16 protein-coding genes are annotated in these 17119 nt (G+C 69.2%); 11 read left to right on the forward strand and 5 right to left on the reverse strand.

The genetic code is table 11. The features are described 5' to 3' along the window. Nucleotides 1-52: 52 nt before the first annotated feature. Together EJP67_RS30390 and EJP67_RS30395 are read right to left on the reverse strand one after the other, a co-directional pair. Nucleotides 53-1498, reverse strand: coding sequence for a nicotinate phosphoribosyltransferase (locus tag EJP67_RS30390; RefSeq protein WP_126025437.1), 1446 nt, complete (start codon nucleotides 1496-1498; stop codon nucleotides 53-55). Between the two features lie 66 nt (nucleotides 1499-1564). Then, complete coding sequence (locus EJP67_RS30395) at nucleotides 1565-2635, reverse strand: bifunctional nicotinamide-nucleotide adenylyltransferase/Nudix hydroxylase (protein ID WP_126025438.1); 1071 nt, start codon at nucleotides 2633-2635, stop codon at nucleotides 1565-1567. Nucleotides 2636-2716: 81 nt separating this feature from the next. On the opposite strand from EJP67_RS30395, the gene EJP67_RS30400 reads away from it, so the two are divergent. The 5 genes from EJP67_RS30400 (at nucleotide 2717) to EJP67_RS30420 (ending at nucleotide 7407) form a co-directional block, all read left to right on the forward strand. After that, a complete protein-coding gene (locus EJP67_RS30400) occupies nucleotides 2717-3550 on the forward strand; it encodes a pseudouridine synthase (protein WP_126025439.1) in 834 nt (277 codons plus the stop codon). After that, a complete protein-coding gene (locus tag EJP67_RS30405) occupies nucleotides 3517-4650 on the forward strand; it encodes a winged helix DNA-binding domain-containing protein (RefSeq protein WP_126025440.1) in 1134 nt (377 codons plus the stop codon). The genes EJP67_RS30400 and EJP67_RS30405 overlap by 34 nt, the downstream gene beginning before the upstream one ends. A gap of 144 nt (nucleotides 4651-4794) precedes the next feature. After that, entirely contained in the window at nucleotides 4795-5451 is a 657-nt protein-coding gene (locus EJP67_RS30410) for a response regulator (RefSeq protein ID WP_019657727.1), read from the forward strand. Between the two features lie 58 nt (nucleotides 5452-5509). Next, entirely contained in the window at nucleotides 5510-6877 is a 1368-nt protein-coding gene (locus EJP67_RS30415; protein WP_126025441.1) for a sensor histidine kinase, read from the forward strand. Nucleotides 6878-7068: 191 nt separating this feature from the next. After that, a complete protein-coding gene (locus EJP67_RS30420) occupies nucleotides 7069-7407 on the forward strand; it encodes a hypothetical protein (RefSeq protein WP_126025442.1) in 339 nt (112 codons plus the stop codon). Nucleotides 7408-7447: 40 nt separating this feature from the next. Here the strand turns inward: EJP67_RS30420 and aqpZ are convergent, their stop codons facing one another. Beyond that, nucleotides 7448-8155, reverse strand: coding sequence for an aquaporin Z (aqpZ, locus tag EJP67_RS30425; RefSeq protein WP_126025443.1), 708 nt, complete (start codon nucleotides 8153-8155; stop codon nucleotides 7448-7450). Between the two features lie 186 nt (nucleotides 8156-8341). Next, nucleotides 8342-9355, reverse strand: coding sequence for a zinc-dependent alcohol dehydrogenase family protein (locus EJP67_RS30430; protein ID WP_126025444.1), 1014 nt, complete (start codon nucleotides 9353-9355; stop codon nucleotides 8342-8344). A gap of 104 nt (nucleotides 9356-9459) precedes the next feature. Here EJP67_RS30430 and EJP67_RS30435 point away from each other — a divergent pair, with 104 nt between their 5' ends. From EJP67_RS30435 to EJP67_RS30460, 6 genes are all read left to right on the forward strand, one after another. Continuing rightward, nucleotides 9460-10368, forward strand: a complete 909-nt coding sequence (locus EJP67_RS30435) for a LysR family transcriptional regulator (RefSeq protein WP_126025445.1) — start codon at nucleotides 9460-9462, stop codon at nucleotides 10366-10368. Nucleotides 10369-10424: 56 nt separating this feature from the next. Continuing rightward, nucleotides 10425-11465 (forward strand): ABC transporter substrate-binding protein, encoded by a 1041-nt coding sequence (locus EJP67_RS30440; RefSeq protein ID WP_126025446.1) that lies wholly within the window; start codon nucleotides 10425-10427, stop codon nucleotides 11463-11465. A 182-nt stretch (nucleotides 11466-11647) separates the two neighbouring features. Further along, nucleotides 11648-13684: a molecular chaperone HtpG gene (gene htpG, locus EJP67_RS30445; protein WP_126025447.1), complete on the forward strand. Its 2037-nt coding sequence runs from the start codon at nucleotides 11648-11650 to the stop codon at nucleotides 13682-13684. Further along, nucleotides 13681-14352: a hypothetical protein gene (locus tag EJP67_RS30450; protein ID WP_126025448.1), complete on the forward strand. Its 672-nt coding sequence runs from the start codon at nucleotides 13681-13683 to the stop codon at nucleotides 14350-14352. Before htpG ends, EJP67_RS30450 begins: the two co-directional genes overlap by 4 nt. A 100-nt stretch (nucleotides 14353-14452) precedes the next feature. Next, on the forward strand, nucleotides 14453-15445 hold the full coding sequence (locus EJP67_RS30455) for a Bug family tripartite tricarboxylate transporter substrate binding protein (protein ID WP_165909753.1): 993 nt from the start codon (nucleotides 14453-14455) through the stop codon (nucleotides 15443-15445). Between the two features lie 170 nt (nucleotides 15446-15615). Then, nucleotides 15616-15981, forward strand: coding sequence for a nuclear transport factor 2 family protein (locus tag EJP67_RS30460; protein ID WP_126025449.1), 366 nt, complete (start codon nucleotides 15616-15618; stop codon nucleotides 15979-15981). 7 nt (nucleotides 15982-15988) lie between these two features. Here the strand turns inward: EJP67_RS30460 and EJP67_RS30465 are convergent, their stop codons facing one another. Further along, nucleotides 15989-17116: a glycosyltransferase family protein gene (locus tag EJP67_RS30465; RefSeq protein WP_126025450.1), complete on the reverse strand. Its 1128-nt coding sequence runs from the start codon at nucleotides 17114-17116 to the stop codon at nucleotides 15989-15991. Nucleotides 17117-17119 lie beyond the last annotated feature (3 nt).

A 17119-nucleotide genomic window follows, 5' to 3' on the forward strand; every position in this document is an offset into this window, starting at 1 on the left:
GATGCCGTGTGGCAGCCGATTCCGCGCGCTCCCGGGGCACGACCCCGCAGGCTCAAAGCGGCGCGCGCGAGGTGATCAGCTGGCCGACGCCGGCAGCAGCCCGCTCACGCACAGCCTCGAAGCTGGTGCTCTCCACGATGCGCCCGTTCTCGAACACGGTCTGCAGCAGATCGGCCTGGTCAGGTCCGAGCGTTTCCTCGCGCAGGGTACGCACCTCGCCACCTTCGCCGCGCACCAGCGCAAGCCGCCCCTTCTTCGAGGCCTTGCCCACGTCTCCAACAGGCGACTTGTACACGTCGCGCCACTCGCCGTTCACCTGCATCGCCGAGCACTTCATCGCCCACTGCATGGTGTCGCGGTTGACCTGCTGCAGCAGCCCGCCGCCCATGCCGAAGGCGATGTTCTCCGCCGAGAAACCGTTGTGATAGAAGTTCGACAGGCACAGCCGCAGCGAGTCGAGCGTCACGCCATCGCCCTGGATGATGCGCACGTTGTTCAGCACGCGGAAGCCCTTGGCGTTGGTCGTGGTGCCGAAGCGGTCGGCCAGGATGCGTGCAACCTGCAGCGTGGTTTCGGCCGGGTCGCCCGAGTCGGGCCGCACCACCAGCGTGGCGCCCGAGGCCACCACCTTCGCCTTCAGCTCCTCGCCCCAGATGCGCGCGCAGGCGTTGAAGATGTCGTAGCTGTCGCTCACCACCGCGAAGGTCGCACCGGGCTTGCCGAACTGATCGACCATGTTGCTGTACGCGTCCGATTCATGCTCCCGGCCCCAGCCCGTGATGGTGCTGTGCTCGGCTGCGGGAATGGAGAAGCCCGCCACGTCGCAGTCGTAGTAGCGGCGCGCCGCCACCAGCGCAGCCAGCGTGTCGGTGCCCATGAAGTTCACCAGGTGCGCCATGCCGCCGAGCGCGGCCGATTCGAGGCTCGACACGCCGCGCGCGCCGAAGTCGTGCAGCCTGAAGGCGATCTGCCCCTGCGGGTCGTCGCAGGTCGCTTCCAGGTAGCGCAGCAGCGTGGTGCGCGCGGCGGCCGAGAGCGTGGCCACCGTGGTCGGGTACCAGATGGCGCGCAGCAGCTCGGTCTCGAGGAAGCTCGTGACCCAGAAGAACTCGGGGTCGGTGTTCTCGATGGTGGCGAGCACGTTGTGCACCGGCGTCACGCTGCCTTCGGGCACGGCGCGGATGCGCACCGGCATCAGCCCACCGTGCTTCTCGATCAGCCGCAGCCAGCCCTCGCGGTTGAAGGGCTCGCCGTGCACGGCCATGAGAGCGGCGGCTTCCTCGACGTCGTCGCGCGTCACCGGCGTCTGCAGGTATTCGCGCAGGTAGGCCTGCAGCCCGAAGAACAGCGAGTGGCTGAAGATGCCGCCGCGAGACTCGATGTAGCTGTACACCGTCTGCGTGCCGGGCGGGTACTGCATCCAGTGCGAGACCTTGTACGAGTCGGTGCGCAGCAGCAGGTTGTTGCCCAGGGGCGTGGAATTGAGATTGCGGTTCATGTGAAAGCTCCTTTCACTGTGGCACCCGTCAACCAGGTGCCGTTCTTGCTGACAAGGCCGGGGCATTCAGTTCTTGCCCAGCCCACCCAAAAAATGATTCGCGATGAAGAAGTGGTCTTCGTAGATGCGCTCCTGCATGTCGAGGAACTCGGCGATGGGCACCCAGCGCACCTCGGCCGCGTCGTCGTCTGCGCGCACCTCCGAAAGGCCCGTCCACTGGTTGTGCGCCAGCTCGAAGAAGAAGCCGTGCGTGATGGTGCGCCCGCGCTGCGAGCGGTCGGGCGCGTCGAACACATGGCTGGCCTTCATGCTGCCGTTGAGCACGGGCACCGGCACCTTCAGGCGCGTTTCTTCCTTCAGCTCGCGGATGGCGGCGTCCTGCAGCCGCTCGTGCTGGCCGACGAAGCCGCCGGGCAGCGCCCAGGTGCCCTTGCCGGGATGGAACTTGCGCTGCACCAGCAGGATGTGCCCGGCCTCGACCACCACCGCATCGACCGTGGTGTAGATCGGCGGAAACTCGCTGCCGGCGTAGCGGTACTTGTCGCGGTAGTCGGCGAGGAAGGCGCGCTCCTCGCAGAGCTCCGCGTAGTCGGCCGTGCGGGTGAACTGGTCGAGAAAGGCCGCGGTGCCGTCGGGCAGGTCGGCGCGTGCGAGCTGGCCGCGGTTCTCGGGGTCGAAGTAAAGGCTGCGCACGTCGGTCGCGTTGAGGCTCTCCACGCTGTTCTGGCCGACGAACTCCCAGTGCGGGAAGAGCTTGAGGTAGTAGCTCGACGCGTCCTTCAGGTGGCCCACCAGCGCCACCTTCGCCTTGGCGGGCGCGTAGCCGTCCTGCGCGATGAGCCGTTCGACCGCCGACTGGATCGACGCGATCCAGATCTGGTCGTTGTAGGGCGAGTCGCCCACGCCGACCACGCTCACGCGCATCTGCTCGGTGCCGCGAAGGCAGGCGCGCACCATGCGTTCGCGTTCGTCGAAGGTGAAGGGGTTCTTGACGCTGCGCGGCTGCCGGTCGGAGCCGACCACCACGATGACCCGCTCGGCGGCGCGAAGGCCTTCCTCGATGAGTCGTTGATGTCCGAAATGAACGGGCTGGAAACGCCCGATGACGATGGCGTATTGGTACTTGCGTGTGCTCACTTGGGAATCCCCCAAAAATGACGCGATCAACTCGCGTCTGCGTTCAGGATAGCATCGGTGCCGCATTCCGATCAAGCCCCGATGACAGAGCCATCTTCCTCCCCCACCGATGCCGTGCGCCTGAACAAGCGCATGGCCGATCTCAAGCTGTGCTCGCGCCGCGAAGCCGACGAATGGATCGCCAACGGCTGGGTGAAGGTCAACGGCAGGCCGGCCGAGATGGGCGCGAAGGTCACGCCGGCCGACCGCATCGAGGTCGACAAGGCTGCCAAGGGGCAGCAGGCGAACCAGGTCACCATCCTCATCAACAAGCCCATCGGCTACGTGAGCGGACAGGCCGAAGACGGGCACGACCCTGCGGTCAAGCTCTTCGTGCCGCAGAACCGCTGGGCCGACGACAACGCGCGCTTCTTCTTCAGCCCCAAGCAGCTGCGCGGCCTCGCGCCCTGCGGCCGGCTCGACATCGATTCCACCGGCCTGCTCGTGATGACGCAGGACGGCCGCATCGCCCGCCAGCTCATCGGCGAGGACTCGACCATGGAGAAGGAGTACCTCGTGCGCGTGGCCTACCACGGCCTGGGCCAGCCCGCGCCCACCGGCCAGCTGGTACGGCTGGACGACGACGACCCAGTCACCACCAACGTGCAGGCGGTCTTTCCGAAGGCCATGCTCGCGAAGCTGCGCCACGGCCTGAGCCTCGACGGCCAGGCCCTGAAGCCCGCGCGCGTCGACTGGCAGAACCCCGAGCAGCTGCGCTTCGTGCTCACCGAGGGCAAGAAGCGGCAGATCCGCCGCATGTGCGAGCTGGTCGGCCTGAAGGTGGTCGGCCTGAAGCGCGTGCGCATCGGCCGGGTGATGCTCGGCAACCTGCCGCTGGGGCAATGGCGATACCTCGCGCCGCACGAGAAGTTCTGAGCCTGCGCGCGCTGAACCGTGCCACGCTGGCGCGGCAGATGCTGCTGGAGCGGCGCAAGCTGTCGGTGCCTCAGGCCATCGAGCGGCTGGCCGGGCTGCAGGCGCAGGCACCGAATCCACCCTATATCGGCCTCTGGAGCCGCATCGAAGGCTTCCGGCGCGACCAGCTCACCGAGGCGCTGCGCAGGCGCCGCGTCGTGCGCATGTCGACCCTGCGCGCGACGCTGCACCTGATGACCGCGCAGGACGCGCTGGCATGGCGCCCGCTGCTGGAGCCCGTGCACCAGCGTGGCCTGCTGGGCAGCACGCACAAGAAGGAACTCGAAGGGCTCGATCGCGCGGCGGTGATCGCGGCGGGGCGCGCACTGCTCGGCGAACAGCCGCGCACCGGCGCCGAGCTCGGCCAGGCGCTGGGCCTTCGGTGGACCGGCCGCGAAACCGCATCGCTCGCCGCGCTGATCCGCAACAACCTGCCGCTCGTGCACCTGCCGCCGGCCGGCACCTGGAACTCGCACCAGAGCGCGCTGCTGCAGCCCCTGGGCGACTGGCTTGGCGGGTCTGTGGAGGCCGCTCCGGCCACGCAGGACGACCTGCTGCTGCGCTACCTCGCTGCCTTCGGCCCCGCAACGCTGGCCGATGCCGGCGCATGGTCGGGCCTCACGGGCTGGAAGGCGGTTGCCGAGCGCCTGCGGCCGCAATTGCGCGTGTTCGCGGGCGAAGACGGCCAGGAGCTCTTCGACCTGCCCCGCGCGCCGCGCCCCGACCCCGACACGCCCGCGCCGCCGCGCCTGGTGGCCGAGTGGGACAACCTGCTGCTCTCGCATGCCGACCGCAGCCGCATCCTCAGCGAGGCGCATCGCGCCCGCGTGTTCACACTCAATGGCATCGTGCGCGGCACGGTGCTGCTCGACGGCTTCGTGGCGGGCACCTGGAAGATCGAGCGAGGGAAGCTGAAGGGCGGGAACACCGCCACCGTGCTGCTGGAGCCCTTCGGCCGCTGGTCGAAGGCCGACCGCGCCGGGGTGGAGAAGGAAGCTCTCGATCTGCTGGCCTTCGCCTCAAACGGCGAGGGCGAGCGCCACGCCGTGCGCCTGGCCTGACCCGGCCGTGGTCCCGGCCATTGCCCCCGCGCCGCGCCCGCCGCCTAAGCGTGCCCTAAGTATTCGTGCCTACTCTGCGCCACGGCGCAGGCTCTTCCGATCATCCCGGTCGCGTGCTACCTTGCGGCCGAAGGAGTCGCCGCGATGCGCGTGCTGTTGGTGGAAGACGATGAAATGATCGGGCGCAGCCTGAAGCAGGCGCTCGAGGGCGCGGGCTGGTCTGCAGACTGGGTGCGCGACGGCGAATTGGCGCAGAGCGCTCTGGGTGACGGCGGCTACACCTGCGTGCTGCTCGACCTGGGCCTGCCGAAGCAGGACGGCACCGAGGTGCTGCGCCGCGCCCGCGAACGCGGCGACGCCACGCCGGTGCTGGTGCTCACCGCGCGCGACGGCCTCGACGACCGCATCCACAGCCTGGACCTCGGCGCCGACGACTACCTGCTCAAGCCCTTCGAATTCCGCGAGCTGCTCGCGCGCATGCGCGCCGTGGTGCGCCGCCGCGATGGCGCCGCCCACTCGCTGGTGGGCAGCGGCGCGCTGCAACTTGACCTCACCACGCGCGAAGTCGTGGTCAACGGCGCGCGCGAGGCGCTCACCGCGCGCGAGTTCGCGCTGCTGCACGCGCTGCTGGAGCGGCCCGGCGCCATTCTTTCGCGCGAGCAGCTGGAGAACCGCATCTACGGCTGGGGCGAGGAAGTGACCAGCAACGCGATCGACGTGCTGATCCACGGCATGCGCCGCAAGCTCGGCGCCGATGCGATCCGCAACGTGCGCGGACTGGGCTGGCGCGTCGCCGCATGATGATGCTCGCCCGCAGGCTCCACGCACTTCGGGGCCGGGCTGCCGGGCTGGCCTGCCGATGAACGCAACCTCGCGCGGCCCGGGCCGCTGGTGGCGGCCGCGATCGCTGCGCACGCAACTGCTGCTGTGGCTCATCACGCTGCACCTGGGCGCGGCCGTGCTCACGGCGTGGTTCTCCTTCGTGGCCTACGGCAACCTCGTGCACAACGCGCTGGACGACCAGATGCGCCTCGTGGCCGAGTCGTACGCGGGCAGCGACCCGCAGAAGCTGCCGCGCCCGATGGACGGCGAGGCCGCCTTCTCGCGCGGCGCCTTCATCGTGCAGATCTGGAGCGCTGACGGCAGCACGCTGCGCGCCACCTCGTGGCCGGTGCTCACGGTGCCGCTGCAGGCGCGCCCCGGCTTCAGCGACGTGAACACCGGCACGCACTCGGGCTCCGCATGGCGCGTATTCACCGCCGAGCCCGGCTCGCGCGCCGACCAGCCGCGCGTGCAGGTGCTGCAGAACGAGGACTACCGCCGCCGCCGCGCATTGCGCCGCGCGCTGCTTGAAGGGCTGCCGATCACGCTGCTGCTGCCGCTGGCGCTGCTGATCCTCTGGATCATCGTGTCGGCCGCGTCGCGTTCGCTGCGCGCGGTGGCGCGCGACGTCGCCTCGCAGGACGAGCGCAGCCCCACCGAGCTGTCGCTCGCGCGCGTGCCCGACGAGATCGCGCCGCTGGTGAGCGCCTTCAACAACCTGCTGTCGCGCGTGCGCAGCGCCTTCGCCACGCAGCGGCGCTTCGTGCAGGACGCGGCGCACGAACTGCGCACGCCGATGGCCGCCATCGGCCTGCAGATCGAGAACCTGCGCGCGCACGTGCCGGCCGGCGAGGCCACCGAGCGCTTCAATCAGCTGGAGGCGGGCGTCACGCGCGCGCAGCATCTGATCGAGCAGCTGCTGCATCTCTCGCGGCAGGACGCGCCGCGCGTGGGCGGAGCGAACGAGCGCGTCGACATCGAGGTGCTGCTGCGCGACAGCGTGAGCCAGCTGATGGTGCTGGCCGACGCGCGGCGCGTGGACATCGGCTTCGAGGGCGGCATCGCCGCCGTGGTGGTCGCGCCGGTGGCCGAATTGCGCAGCGTGTTCGACAACCTGATCGACAACGCGCTGCGCTACGCGCCCGAAGGCGGCGTGGTCGACGTGAAGCTGCACCAGGTCGAAGGCCACGCGGTGGTCGACGTGCTCGACAACGGCCCCGGCATTCCGCAGGCCGCCATGGGGCGCGTGTTCGACCGCTTCTTCCGCGTGCCGGGTGCGGCGGCGGGCGGCAGCGGGCTGGGGCTGGCGATTGCCCGCACGGCGGCGGAGCGCCATGGACTGCGCATCGAACTGCGCAACCGCACCGATGGGCCGGGGCTGATGGCGCGGGTGCATCTGCCTTGAGTACTGCTGCGCACTGGCAGACGGTGCGGTCCAAAGCTTTAGAAAAAAGAGCGGCGCTCACGCGCGCCTAACTCTTCGCTCACATCCAACTCAGTCGGCGTGCCTAGAGTGCGTTCAGGTCCTGCCACGCGCAGTTCGCGCGATGGCTGTGACCGGAGACAACCTGCTTCAATCAATCAGGAGAACACACCATGCGCACTTCCTTCAAGCTTCTCGCCATCGGTTCCCTTGCTGCGCTGGCAGCGGTGGGCACCATCAACGCATCGGCCGAAACCACCGACGGTTCGGACTTCCATCCGCTGCAGATGAATTCGCCCGAGAAGCCCGAGGTCCAGGCCGGCGCCATGGCCGCCGCGCGTCCGACCGGCACCGAGCCCATCGGCCAGTCGACCAGCGCACCCGCGATGAGCTCGACGATGCCGGTGGCCGACATCCAGGCCGGCGCCTATGCGGCGTCTCACCCGACGGGCACCGAGCCGATCGGGCAATCGACTTCACTGCCGATGGTGAAGTCGGGCAGCGGCAGCTGAGCCGACGAGGCCCTTGTGCTGCCGCCGGTGACGGCGGCGATCAGTCGTCGTTGCCGTTGCTGAGCAGTGCGCGGTAGATCACCGCGCCGATGATGGCACCCGCGATGGGCGCCGCCCAGAAGAGCCACAGTTCCGACACCGCATAGGACGGCCCGAAGAGGGCCGGGCCCGTGCTGCGCGCCGGGTTGACCGAGGTGTTGGTCACGGGAATCGAGATCAGGTGGATGAGCGTGAGGCACAGGCCGATGGCCAGCCCCGCGAAGCCGCCGGCCGCGCGCCTGGCAGTGGCACCGAGGATCACGATCAGGAACACGGCCGTCATCACCACTTCGCACAGCAATGCGGCCGTCATGCCGTACTTGCCGGGCGAGTGTTCGCCATAGCCGTTGGTGGCGAAGCCGCCGATGTCCGCGCCAGGCTTGCCGGTGGCGATGAGATAGAGAATGCCCGCCGCCGCGATGGCGCCGAGCACCTGCGCCACGATGTAGCCCGCGAGCTGCGAGGCCTTGAAGCGGCCGGCGGCGGCGAGGCCGATGGACACCGCCGGATTGAAGTGCCCGCCCGAGATCGGGCCCAGTGCGTAGGCCCCCGTCACCACCGTGAGGCCGAAGGCCAGCGAGACGCCGAGCAGGCCGATGCCGACGTTTGGAAAGGCAGCCGCCAGAACTGCGCTTCCGCAGCCTCCGAGCGTGAGCCAGAAAGTACCAATGAACTCGGCAGACCATTTTTTATAGGTACTGTGTTCCATACCGCTCCATCCTGAAGTTGAGAAGGCGCACATGCCGCCGGGGCGATGCGCGGGCGGATTCTAGGAACGCAAACAGGCAGCGTCGAGCAAGTCGTTGGCACTAACGGAACCTGTTCACGGATGCCGCGGCTTTATGCATTGCCGCAACTTCGTTGCATCTGCGGCACCAATGGGTTTCGTGATCTTTTACAGCGTCACGACGATCTTTCCGAAGGCGCCGCGCTCCAGATGATCGAGCGCTTCGGGCAATGCGTCGAAGCCGTAGCTCGCCGCGATCACCGGCTTGAGCGCGTTCGCATCGACGGCGCGCACCAGGTCCTCGAGCGCGCGGCGATGGCCCACGCCGATGCCCTGCACCGTCACGCGGCCCAGCACCATCGCGTAGAACGATGCGCTGAGCGTCTCGCCGCCGAGCATGCCGATGATCGACACGCGCCCACCCTGCTTCACGGCCTGCAGCGAGCGGTCGAGGTTCGGGCCGCTCGCGAGTTCGAGCACGTGGTCGGCGCCGCGCCCCTGCGTGAGGCGGCGCACTTCTGCGGGCCAGTCGCCGTCGCGCGCGAGCACGTGCGTGGCGCCGAGCGCGAGGGCCTGCGCGTGCTTGGCTTCGTCGCCGCCCGTCACCACGATGGCCCGCGCACCGTGCAGCCGCGCGATCTGCAGGCCGAAGAGCGCAACGCCGCCGGTGCCGTGGATCAGCACCGTCTCGCCCGCACGCAGCGCACCGGTCTCGGCCAGCGCGAACCATGCGGTGAGGCCCGCGCAGGGCAGTGTGCTGGCTTCGGCCAGGCTCAGCGTCCCGGGCGCGGCGACGGCCCATGCGGCATCGAGCAACACGTGCGAGGCCAGCATGCCGGGGCCGGGCCCGCCGAGCGGCGTGGTGCCGGCATGCCAGTGGCTGTCGATCCAGCCGCCCCAGAAGGTGTTGACGACGCGGTCGCCAACCGCGAAGCGCGTCACGCCAGCACCGATGGCCACCACGGTGCCGGCCATGTCGGAGCCGGGCACGAAGGGCATGCCGATCGCCATGCCCATGCCGTCGCGGACCATCAACAGGTCGCGGTAGTTGAGGGATACCGCGCCTACCTTCACGAGGATCTGGTTCGCACTCGGCGTGGGCAGCGGCGCCTCGGCCTGTTCGAGATGGGCGCGGCCGAATTCGGGAAGCTGCCAGCGGCGCAGCGTTCGGGGTTCTTGCATGAAGGTGCTCCAGGGAAAGAAAGACAAGAAGCCTTCATGCTATTGACGATCAAAGATATCCGGTGGTGGATAATTTTCCGATCAATGGCGCCTGAAAGTATCCAATGAGCCAGCGTCTGCAAGGCATAGAAGAGTTCGTCGCGGCGGTGGAGGCGGGCAGCTTCGCGCTGGCCGCGCAGCGCCTGCACGTCACGCGTTCGGCAGTCGCCAAGAGCATCGCGCGGCTCGAATCGCGGCTGGACACGCGGCTCTTCCTGCGCACCACGCGCAGCCAGAGCCTCACGCAGGAGGGCCACGGCTACTACGAGCGCTGCCGCCGCGCGCTCGCCGAGCTCGAAGCGGCCGAGGCCATTGCCGACGTGGCGCGCAGCACCGCCTCGGGCCTCGTGCGACTGAGCATGCCGGCGATGCTGGGCCGGCTGAAGGTCGGGCCGCTGCTGCTGGCGCTGGCGCGGCACCATCCGCAGCTGTCGCTGGAGCTCTCGTTCAACGACCGGCGCGTCGATCTTGTCGAGGAGGGACTCGATCTCGCCATCCGCAGCGGCGAACTCGCCGACAGCGCGGAGCTGGTCGCGCGGCCGGTCGGCATGCAGTGGATGGTGCTGTGCGCCTCGCCCGCCTACCTGGCCGCGCATGGGCATCCCGCCGGCATCGACGAGCTGAAAGGGCACGGGGCAGTGCTCTACGCGCGCGACGGGCAGGTCTCGTCCTGGCGCTTCCACGACGCCGAGGGGCGCCTCGTCGAAGTGACGCCGCCGTCGCGGCTGCGCTGCGACAGCGCCGAGGTGCTGCTGGAGGCGGCCGTCGGCGGCATGGGCCTCGCGCGGCTGCCGGCATGGCTCGCGGCCGACGCGCTCGCGGCGGGTACGCTGGTGCGCGTGTTCGAAGAGCCCCGGCCCTTCGGCTTCGCGCTGAACGTGATCCGCTCGCGCAGCCGCTACCTGCCGCTGAAGACGCGCGTGGTGACCGACTGGCTGGCCGAGCACCTGCCGCCGTTGCTGGCCGCGCGCTGAACGCCTGTTGGGCGCTATCCTGCGCCTTCCAACAAAGACAACGAGGAGATCCGCGCATGCGCCCAGCCGCCATCCGTCACATCGCCGTCGCCGCAGGCTTCGCCGCGGCAGCCCTTCTTGGAGCGTCGAACGCCGCCGCGCAAGGCACGGTCAACGCGCTGTGCAGCACCGATGCCGGCTGGTGCGAGGCGGCCGCCGCGGCCTTCACGCGCGAGACCGGCATCAAGGTGCAGCAGGCCCACAAGGGCACCGGCGAGATCGGCGCCCAGCTGCGCGCCGAGGCCGCCAATCCCAAGACGGACATCTGGTGGGGCGGCACCGGCGATCCGTTCCTGCAGGCGGCCGAGCAGGGCCTGCTGGAAGCCTACCGCCCGGCCTACATCAACGACCTGCACGACTGGGCGGTGCGGCAGTACGCGCTGTCGCAGAACATGGTGGGCGGCTTCTACACCAGCGCCATCGGCTTCGGTTTCAACACCGACGTGCTCAAGAAGAAAAAGCTGCACGAGCCCAGGTGCTGGGCCGACCTGATCAAGCCCGAATACAAGGGCGAGATCGAGATCTCGCACCCCGCCACCAGCGGCACGGCCTACACCATCATCGCGGGGCTGGTGCAGCAGATGGGCGAGGAGGAGGCCTTCGACTACCTGAAGAAGCTGCACAAAAACGTGACCAGCTACACCCGCAGCGGCCAGGCGCAGGCGCCCAACGTGGCCAAGGGCGAGGTGGCCATCGGCGTGAGCTTCATCTTCGGCTTCGAGCGCTGGCGGTATGACAAATTTCCGGTGAAGACCGCCGCGCCCTGCGAGGGCACCGGCTACGAGATCGGCGGCATCGCCCTCGTGAAGGGCGCGCGCAACAAGGAGAACGCCAGGCGCTACTACGACTGGCTGATGAGCCCCGCGGGGCAGGCCATCGGCGGCAAGGCGGGCAGCCTGCAGTCGCCGGCCAACAAGACCTTCAAGCCCGATCCGCGCATCCCGTCGATGGCCGACGTGAAGCTCATCAGGTACGACTTCGAGAAGTACGGCAAGGCGGCCGAGCGCAAGCGCCTCATCGACCGCTGGACGCGCGAGGTGGAGTCGTTGCCCAGATAAATTGGATATGGGACGCCGGATGCGGATAAGTGCCGTCGGCCCAGAGGCGGCGGGCGCTGGCCATCCGGTTTCTCCTGCCCTTGAAAAAGGCGGAGATCCCCCTATTTCACGACGTTGGCAGGGCATCGTCCCTTCGGTGCCATGCCCGCTTAGAATTTTTTGGATTCGACATATCTTTTTCCATGGCTGACTCCTCCAAAACCAAACTCCCGTTCCAGGCTGAAGTCGCGCAACTGCTGCACCTCGTCACGCATGCGCTGTACTCCAACAAGGAAATCTTCCTGCGCGAACTGATCTCGAATGCATCGGACGCCTGCGACAAGCTGCGCTTCGAGGCCCTCGACCATCCCGAGCTCTACGAAGGCCAGTCCGACCTCGACGTGCGCCTGAGCTTCGACAAGGCCGCGCGCACCATCACCATCACCGACAAGGGCATCGGCCTGTCGCGCCAGGAGGCGATCGACAACCTCGGCACCATCGCCAAGAGCGGCACCAAGGACTTCATGAGCAAGCTCAGCGGCGACCAGAAGGCCGACGCGCAGCTCATCGGCCAGTTCGGCGTGGGCTTCTACTCGGGCTTCATCGTGGCCGACAGGATCACGGTCGAGTCGCGCCGCGCGGGCCTTCCGGCCGACCAGGGCGTGCGCTGGGCGAGCGGCGGCGCCGGCGACTTCGAGGTGGCCGACATCACGCGTGCCGAGCGCGGCACCAGCATCACGCTGCACCTGCGCGAAGATGCAGACGAATACCTCAACGCCTGGAAGCTCAAGCAGATCGTCGGCAAGTACTCCGACCACATCTCCCTGCCCATCCTCATGGAGAAGGAAGAGTGGAAGGACGGCGAGAACGACCAGCCCGGCGACATGGTGAAGACCGGCGAGTGGGAAACCGTCAACAAGGCCAACGCCCTGTGGAGCCGCCCCAAGAAGGACATCACTCCCGAGCAGTACGAGGAGTTCTACAAGAGCATCAGCCACGACTACGAGGCCCCGCTCGCCTGGAGCCACAACCGCGTGGAAGGCAGCACCGAGTACACGCAACTGCTGTACATCCCGGCCAAGGCCCCCTTCGACCTCTGGAATCGCGACAAGAGCGCGGGCGTGAAGCTCTACGTGAAGCGCGTCTTCATCATGGACGACGCCGAGGCGCTGATGCCCAGCTACCTGCGCTTCGTCAAGGGCGTGATCGACTCGGCCGACCTGCCGCTGAACGTGAGCCGCGAGCTGCTGCAGGAAAGCCGCGACGTGAAGGCCATCCGCGAGGGCAGCACCAAGCGCGTGCTCGGCATGCTGGAAGACCTGGCGAAGAAGCAGAAGACCGCGCCCGAGAGCGGCGAGGGCAAGATCGACGTGGGCTCGGGCGAGTCGGTGCCGGCACCGGACCCCACCGAAGGCGTGACCGATGTTGTCGACAAGAACGCCCCCACCGCCGCTGAAACCGCCGCAGCCGCAGCCGACGAATCGGGCAAGTACGCCAGGTTCTACGCCGAGTTCGGCGCGGTGCTCAAGGAAGGCCTGGGCGAGGACTTCGCCAACCGCGATCGCATCGCCAAGCTGCTGCGCTATGCCTCCACCACCACCGACTCGGTGAGCGTGAGCTTCGCGGACTACAAGGCCCGCATGAAGGAAGGCCAGGACGCCATCTACTACATCACGGCCGATACGCTCGCAGCCGCGAAGAACAGTCCGCAGCTCGAAGTCTTCAAGAAGAAGGGCATCGAGGTGCTGCTCATGACCGACCGTGTCGACGAGTGGGCGCTGAACTACCTCAACGAGTTCGACGGCACGCCGCTGCAGAGCGTCGCCAAGGGCGCGGTCGACCTCGGCAAGCTGCAGGACGAGGCCGAGAAGAAGGCCGCCGAGGAAGCCGCCGAGTCGTTCAAGCCCATGCTCGAGAAGCTCAAGGAGGCGCTCAAGGACAAGGCGGAAGACGTGCGCGTGACCACGCGCCTGGTCGACTCGCCCGCCTGCCTGGTGGTGCAGGACGGCGGCATGAGCACGCAGCTCGCGCGCATGCTCAAGCAGGCCGGCCAGCCCGCGCCCGAGCTCAAGCCGGTGCTCGAGGTCAACGCCGAGCATCCGCTGGTGAAGAAGCTCGAGGGCTCCTCGCACTTCGACGACCTGGCCAACATCCTGTTCGACCAGGCCCTGCTGGCCGAAGGCGGCCTGCCGGCGGACCCGGCGGCCTACGTGAGGCGCGTCAACGCGCTGCTGGTGTGAACGGCCGGCCGCGTGTCATCCGGGCAGCGGCCGTCGTTCCGGCGGCGGCGCTGCTGCTCCTGGCGGGCGGCTGTTCCCACTACCACGTCGGCATTCCACTGGTGCCCGGGCTCTCGCTGGGGCTCGGCGCCACGAAGGACGGCAATTTCTCCGTCGGCTTGAACACCGGCTTCGGCCCGCTCGGCGCGGGCGTGGCGGTGAACAACGGCGGGCAGGTGTCGGGCTCGGCCGGCGTGGGCGTCGGCGTGGGCCCGGTGCGCACCGGGGTGAGCAAGAGCGCGATGCTCTACGACCCGAAGGGCCAGCCGGTGGCGGCGCCCGCCGCACCTGGCGCACCCGTTGCACCAGCCGCGGCGACCAGCGGGGTGGCCGCCGCTGCGCCCGCCGCCGCGCCCGGCACCCCCGTGCAGTACTACTCGACGCCAGAGGCGCCGTTCACGCCCGTGGCGCCTGTCGTTCCGCCGGCTCCGGTGGCTGCGGCGCCTGCGCCAGTCAGGAGGGCGCCGCTGGTCAAGATCACGCGCCCGCCGCCCGAGCCCATCGCGCCCGTGGCGCCTGTCGCCGCAGCGGCGCCCGCCGTGAACGTCACTTACCGCACGCCGGCCGTGGCCGCCGCTGCTGCATCGGCCCGCGAGGCCGGCACGCCTGGCAATCCGGTCGCGCCCTGATCTCTTCCTGATCCCGCTCGGCCCTTGTGGCCTCGTGCGCCCCGAGCCGCCCGGCATCGGGCGATGCCACTACCATGGCGCAGGACCCTTCCTCCGCCCCATGACACGCCGCCGACCGCTTCTGCAGCAACTGCTGGCCATGACCGCACTCGCGGCCACGGCATGGCCGCCGCGTGCGGCGAAGGCGCAGTTCGCCTACCCCTCCAAGCCCATCCGCTGGATCGTGCCCTACCAGGCCGGCGCGGGCACCGACATCGTCGCGCGCACCATCGGCGCCCAGCTGGCCATCGACTCGGGCCAGTCGGTGACCATCGAGAACCGCGGCGGTGGCAACACCGCGCTCGGCGCCATCGAGGCGGCGCGCGCCCCGGCCGACGGCTACACGCTGCTGTCGGCCGACAGCGGCACGCTGGTGTTCAACCCGGCGCTGTACCGAAACCTCAGCTACAACCCCTCGCGCGACTTCGCGCCCGTCACCCTGCTCGGGCGGTTGCCGATGGTGCTGCTGGTGGGGCCGGCCAGCGGCGTGAAGGATGCGCGGGCCTTCATCGACGACGCGCGCGCCTTCCCCGGCAAGGTCAGCTACGCCTCGGCCGGCACCGGCAGCCCGCAGCACCTGTCGATGGAGCTGCTCGAACGAGAGGCTGGCCTGGAAATGGTGCACGTGCCGTATCGCAGCGCCGCGGCCGCGGTGGCCGACGTGGCCGGCGGCCAGCTGCCGGTGATCATGTGCGACCTGGCCGCCTCGCGCCGCTTCATCCCCGGCGGCAGGCTGCGCCCGCTGGCGGTGGCGAACTCCGTGCGCCTGGCGCAGCTGCCGCGCGTGCCCACCTTCGCCGAGATCGGCCTGCCGCGCGTGGAGGCCGCCGCGCTCCTGGGCCTGGTGGTGCCCGCCAACACGCCGGGCGAGATCGTCTCGCGGCTGCAGCAGTCGGTGGCCAGCGCCATCCACAACCCCGCAGTGCTGCGCAGGCTGGCCGAGTTCGGCGTGGAGCCCGCGGGCGACACGCCCTCGCGCTTCGCGGCGCTGCTGCAGGGCGAATCGGCGCGGTGGCATCCGCTGATCCGCGATCTGAATCTTTCGTTGGATTAGCCAGGCCCCTTGCTTGTCCCGGGAAGACAGCAGTACCAGGAGCCCACGAGCCGAAGACTGACATCGTCGTTGCGGCCGGGCCGGCAACCGGGCAGGCCGGACTGATGGAAATTCGCCTTCGCCGGCACGCGTGCATTCGCATGCGCCGCACGAACACAGGAGAGTTCCGGATGTCCGAGACCCACAAGGCGATTCTCGAAAAGGCCAACGCCGCCATCACCCAGGGCGACCACGAAGGATTTCTCGCGTTCTGCACCGACGACACGAAGTGGACCTTCGTCGGCGACAGAACGCTCGACGGCAAGCAGGCGGTGCGCGAATGGATGGCGACCGCCTACCGGGAGCCGCCCCGGTTCGAGGTGCACCGCCTGATCGCCGACGGCGACTTTCTCGCGGCCCTTGGCGAGATCACGCTGAAGGACGAGACAGGCAAGGCGACCCGCCATGCGTACTGCGATGTCTGGCGCTTTCGCGACGGCCGGCTGGCCGAGCTGCAGGCCTTCGTCGTCGAAGCCCGCCCGCAGGCCCAGGACTGAGGGCCGCCTACCGCTGCGCGTTGGCCGCGGCAAGCCCGTAAAGCAGCCCGACCCATTGCCGGAGCCGCTCGATGGCCGCCTGCCGGCCATCGGCATTGCGCGCTGCGCCATCGGCAGATGCCGCGAGCAGTTCCTCCGCCGCGCCCGCCACCGCCCGCGCGAACTTCGGTGCATCGCCGCGCCACACCACCACCCGGTGCGCCAGCCCCAGCTGCGCCGCGCGGCCCGCGTTGATCGCCTGCTCGGGCTGGTCGGTGAGCAGCAGCAGGATCGGCTTGCGGTAGACCGCCGCGATCGACAGCGCCGCCATGCCCGGCGCCGAGACGATGAAGGCGCTGTGCGCGGCCGCCTCGATCCAGTGCTCGTCGCGTGCGTGCCAATGCGGGCGATGCGCATAGCCTTCGCCGACGAGGTGCGCGGGCACGCCGGCGTCGGCGAGGCCCTGCTCGAGCCCGTCGGCCAGCGCCGGTTCCTGGAAGTGCGGGTTGAGGTAGACGGCCGCCACGCGCTGCCGCGTTGCATCGCCCCTGTCCACCGCATCGACCACCGCCACCGGTGTGGCCAGCCGGTGGCGGCCGTGTCCGTCGTGCTGCGGTTCGCCGTAGGCGAAGTCGTGCTCGATGCGCGCGAGGCTGCGGTCGATCTGCCAGGCCACGATGCGGCCGAACACCCGGGCGACGAAGCCCGGCATGCGGCCGCTGAAGTTGGTTTCCAGCGCATGCCGCAGGCTCGCGCCGTACACGTGGACCACCTTGCGCCGCCAGATGGGCAGCCAGCCCATCAGCAGCAGCGCGGGGTGGAAGGAGTCGTTCACCACCAGGTCGGCATCGCGCAAGTGCGCGCGCAGGCGCCACACGTCTCGCAGCATGCGTTCGGGCCTGAACATGTACAGCGCCACGTTGCGGTCGGTCTCGCGGCGCAGCATGTTCTGCTGCGTGTCGAACTGCACCGCGTAGTGGCGCGAGAGCACCGGCGCGTCGATCCCGAAGCCGGCCAGGAAGCGCGCGCCTTCGTCGGAGGTGGTGAGCACGCGCACCTGCGCGCCAGCCTCGCGCAACGCATGCGTGCGCAGCTGGGCGCGCATCAGGTGGCCGCGCGCGTCCGCGGTCGCGAGGTAGAGGATGCGCGGCGGCATCGC

This window comes from Variovorax guangxiensis (assembly GCF_003952165.1).
GTDB classification, from domain to species: domain Bacteria; phylum Pseudomonadota; class Gammaproteobacteria; order Burkholderiales; family Burkholderiaceae_C; genus Variovorax; species Variovorax guangxiensis.

Excerpts from the sequence above, each read along its gene's own strand:
- EJP67_RS30390 (WP_126025437.1), bottom strand. The coding sequence starts at position 1,498 with ATGAACCGCAATCTCAATTCCACGCCCCTGGGCAACAACCTGCTGCTG.
- EJP67_RS30400 (WP_126025439.1), top strand. The coding sequence starts at position 2,717 with ATGACAGAGCCATCTTCCTCCCCCACCGATGCCGTGCGCCTGAACAAG.
- EJP67_RS30405 (WP_126025440.1), top strand. The coding sequence starts at position 3,517 with ATGGCGATACCTCGCGCCGCACGAGAAGTTCTGAGCCTGCGCGCGCTG.
- EJP67_RS30410 (WP_019657727.1), top strand. The coding sequence starts at position 4,795 with ATGCGCGTGCTGTTGGTGGAAGACGATGAAATGATCGGGCGCAGCCTG.
- EJP67_RS30415 (WP_126025441.1), top strand. The coding sequence starts at position 5,510 with ATGAACGCAACCTCGCGCGGCCCGGGCCGCTGGTGGCGGCCGCGATCG.
- EJP67_RS30420 (WP_126025442.1), top strand. The coding sequence starts at position 7,069 with ATGCGCACTTCCTTCAAGCTTCTCGCCATCGGTTCCCTTGCTGCGCTG.
- aqpZ (WP_126025443.1), bottom strand. The coding sequence starts at position 8,155 with ATGGAACACAGTACCTATAAAAAATGGTCTGCCGAGTTCATTGGTACT.
- EJP67_RS30430 (WP_126025444.1), bottom strand. The coding sequence starts at position 9,355 with ATGCAAGAACCCCGAACGCTGCGCCGCTGGCAGCTTCCCGAATTCGGC.
- EJP67_RS30435 (WP_126025445.1), top strand. The coding sequence starts at position 9,460 with ATGAGCCAGCGTCTGCAAGGCATAGAAGAGTTCGTCGCGGCGGTGGAG.
- EJP67_RS30440 (WP_126025446.1), top strand. The coding sequence starts at position 10,425 with ATGCGCCCAGCCGCCATCCGTCACATCGCCGTCGCCGCAGGCTTCGCC.
- htpG (WP_126025447.1), top strand. The coding sequence starts at position 11,648 with ATGGCTGACTCCTCCAAAACCAAACTCCCGTTCCAGGCTGAAGTCGCG.
- EJP67_RS30455 (WP_165909753.1), top strand. The coding sequence starts at position 14,453 with ATGACACGCCGCCGACCGCTTCTGCAGCAACTGCTGGCCATGACCGCA.
- EJP67_RS30460 (WP_126025449.1), top strand. The coding sequence starts at position 15,616 with ATGTCCGAGACCCACAAGGCGATTCTCGAAAAGGCCAACGCCGCCATC.
- EJP67_RS30465 (WP_126025450.1), bottom strand. The coding sequence starts at position 17,116 with ATGCCGCCGCGCATCCTCTACCTCGCGACCGCGGACGCGCGCGGCCAC.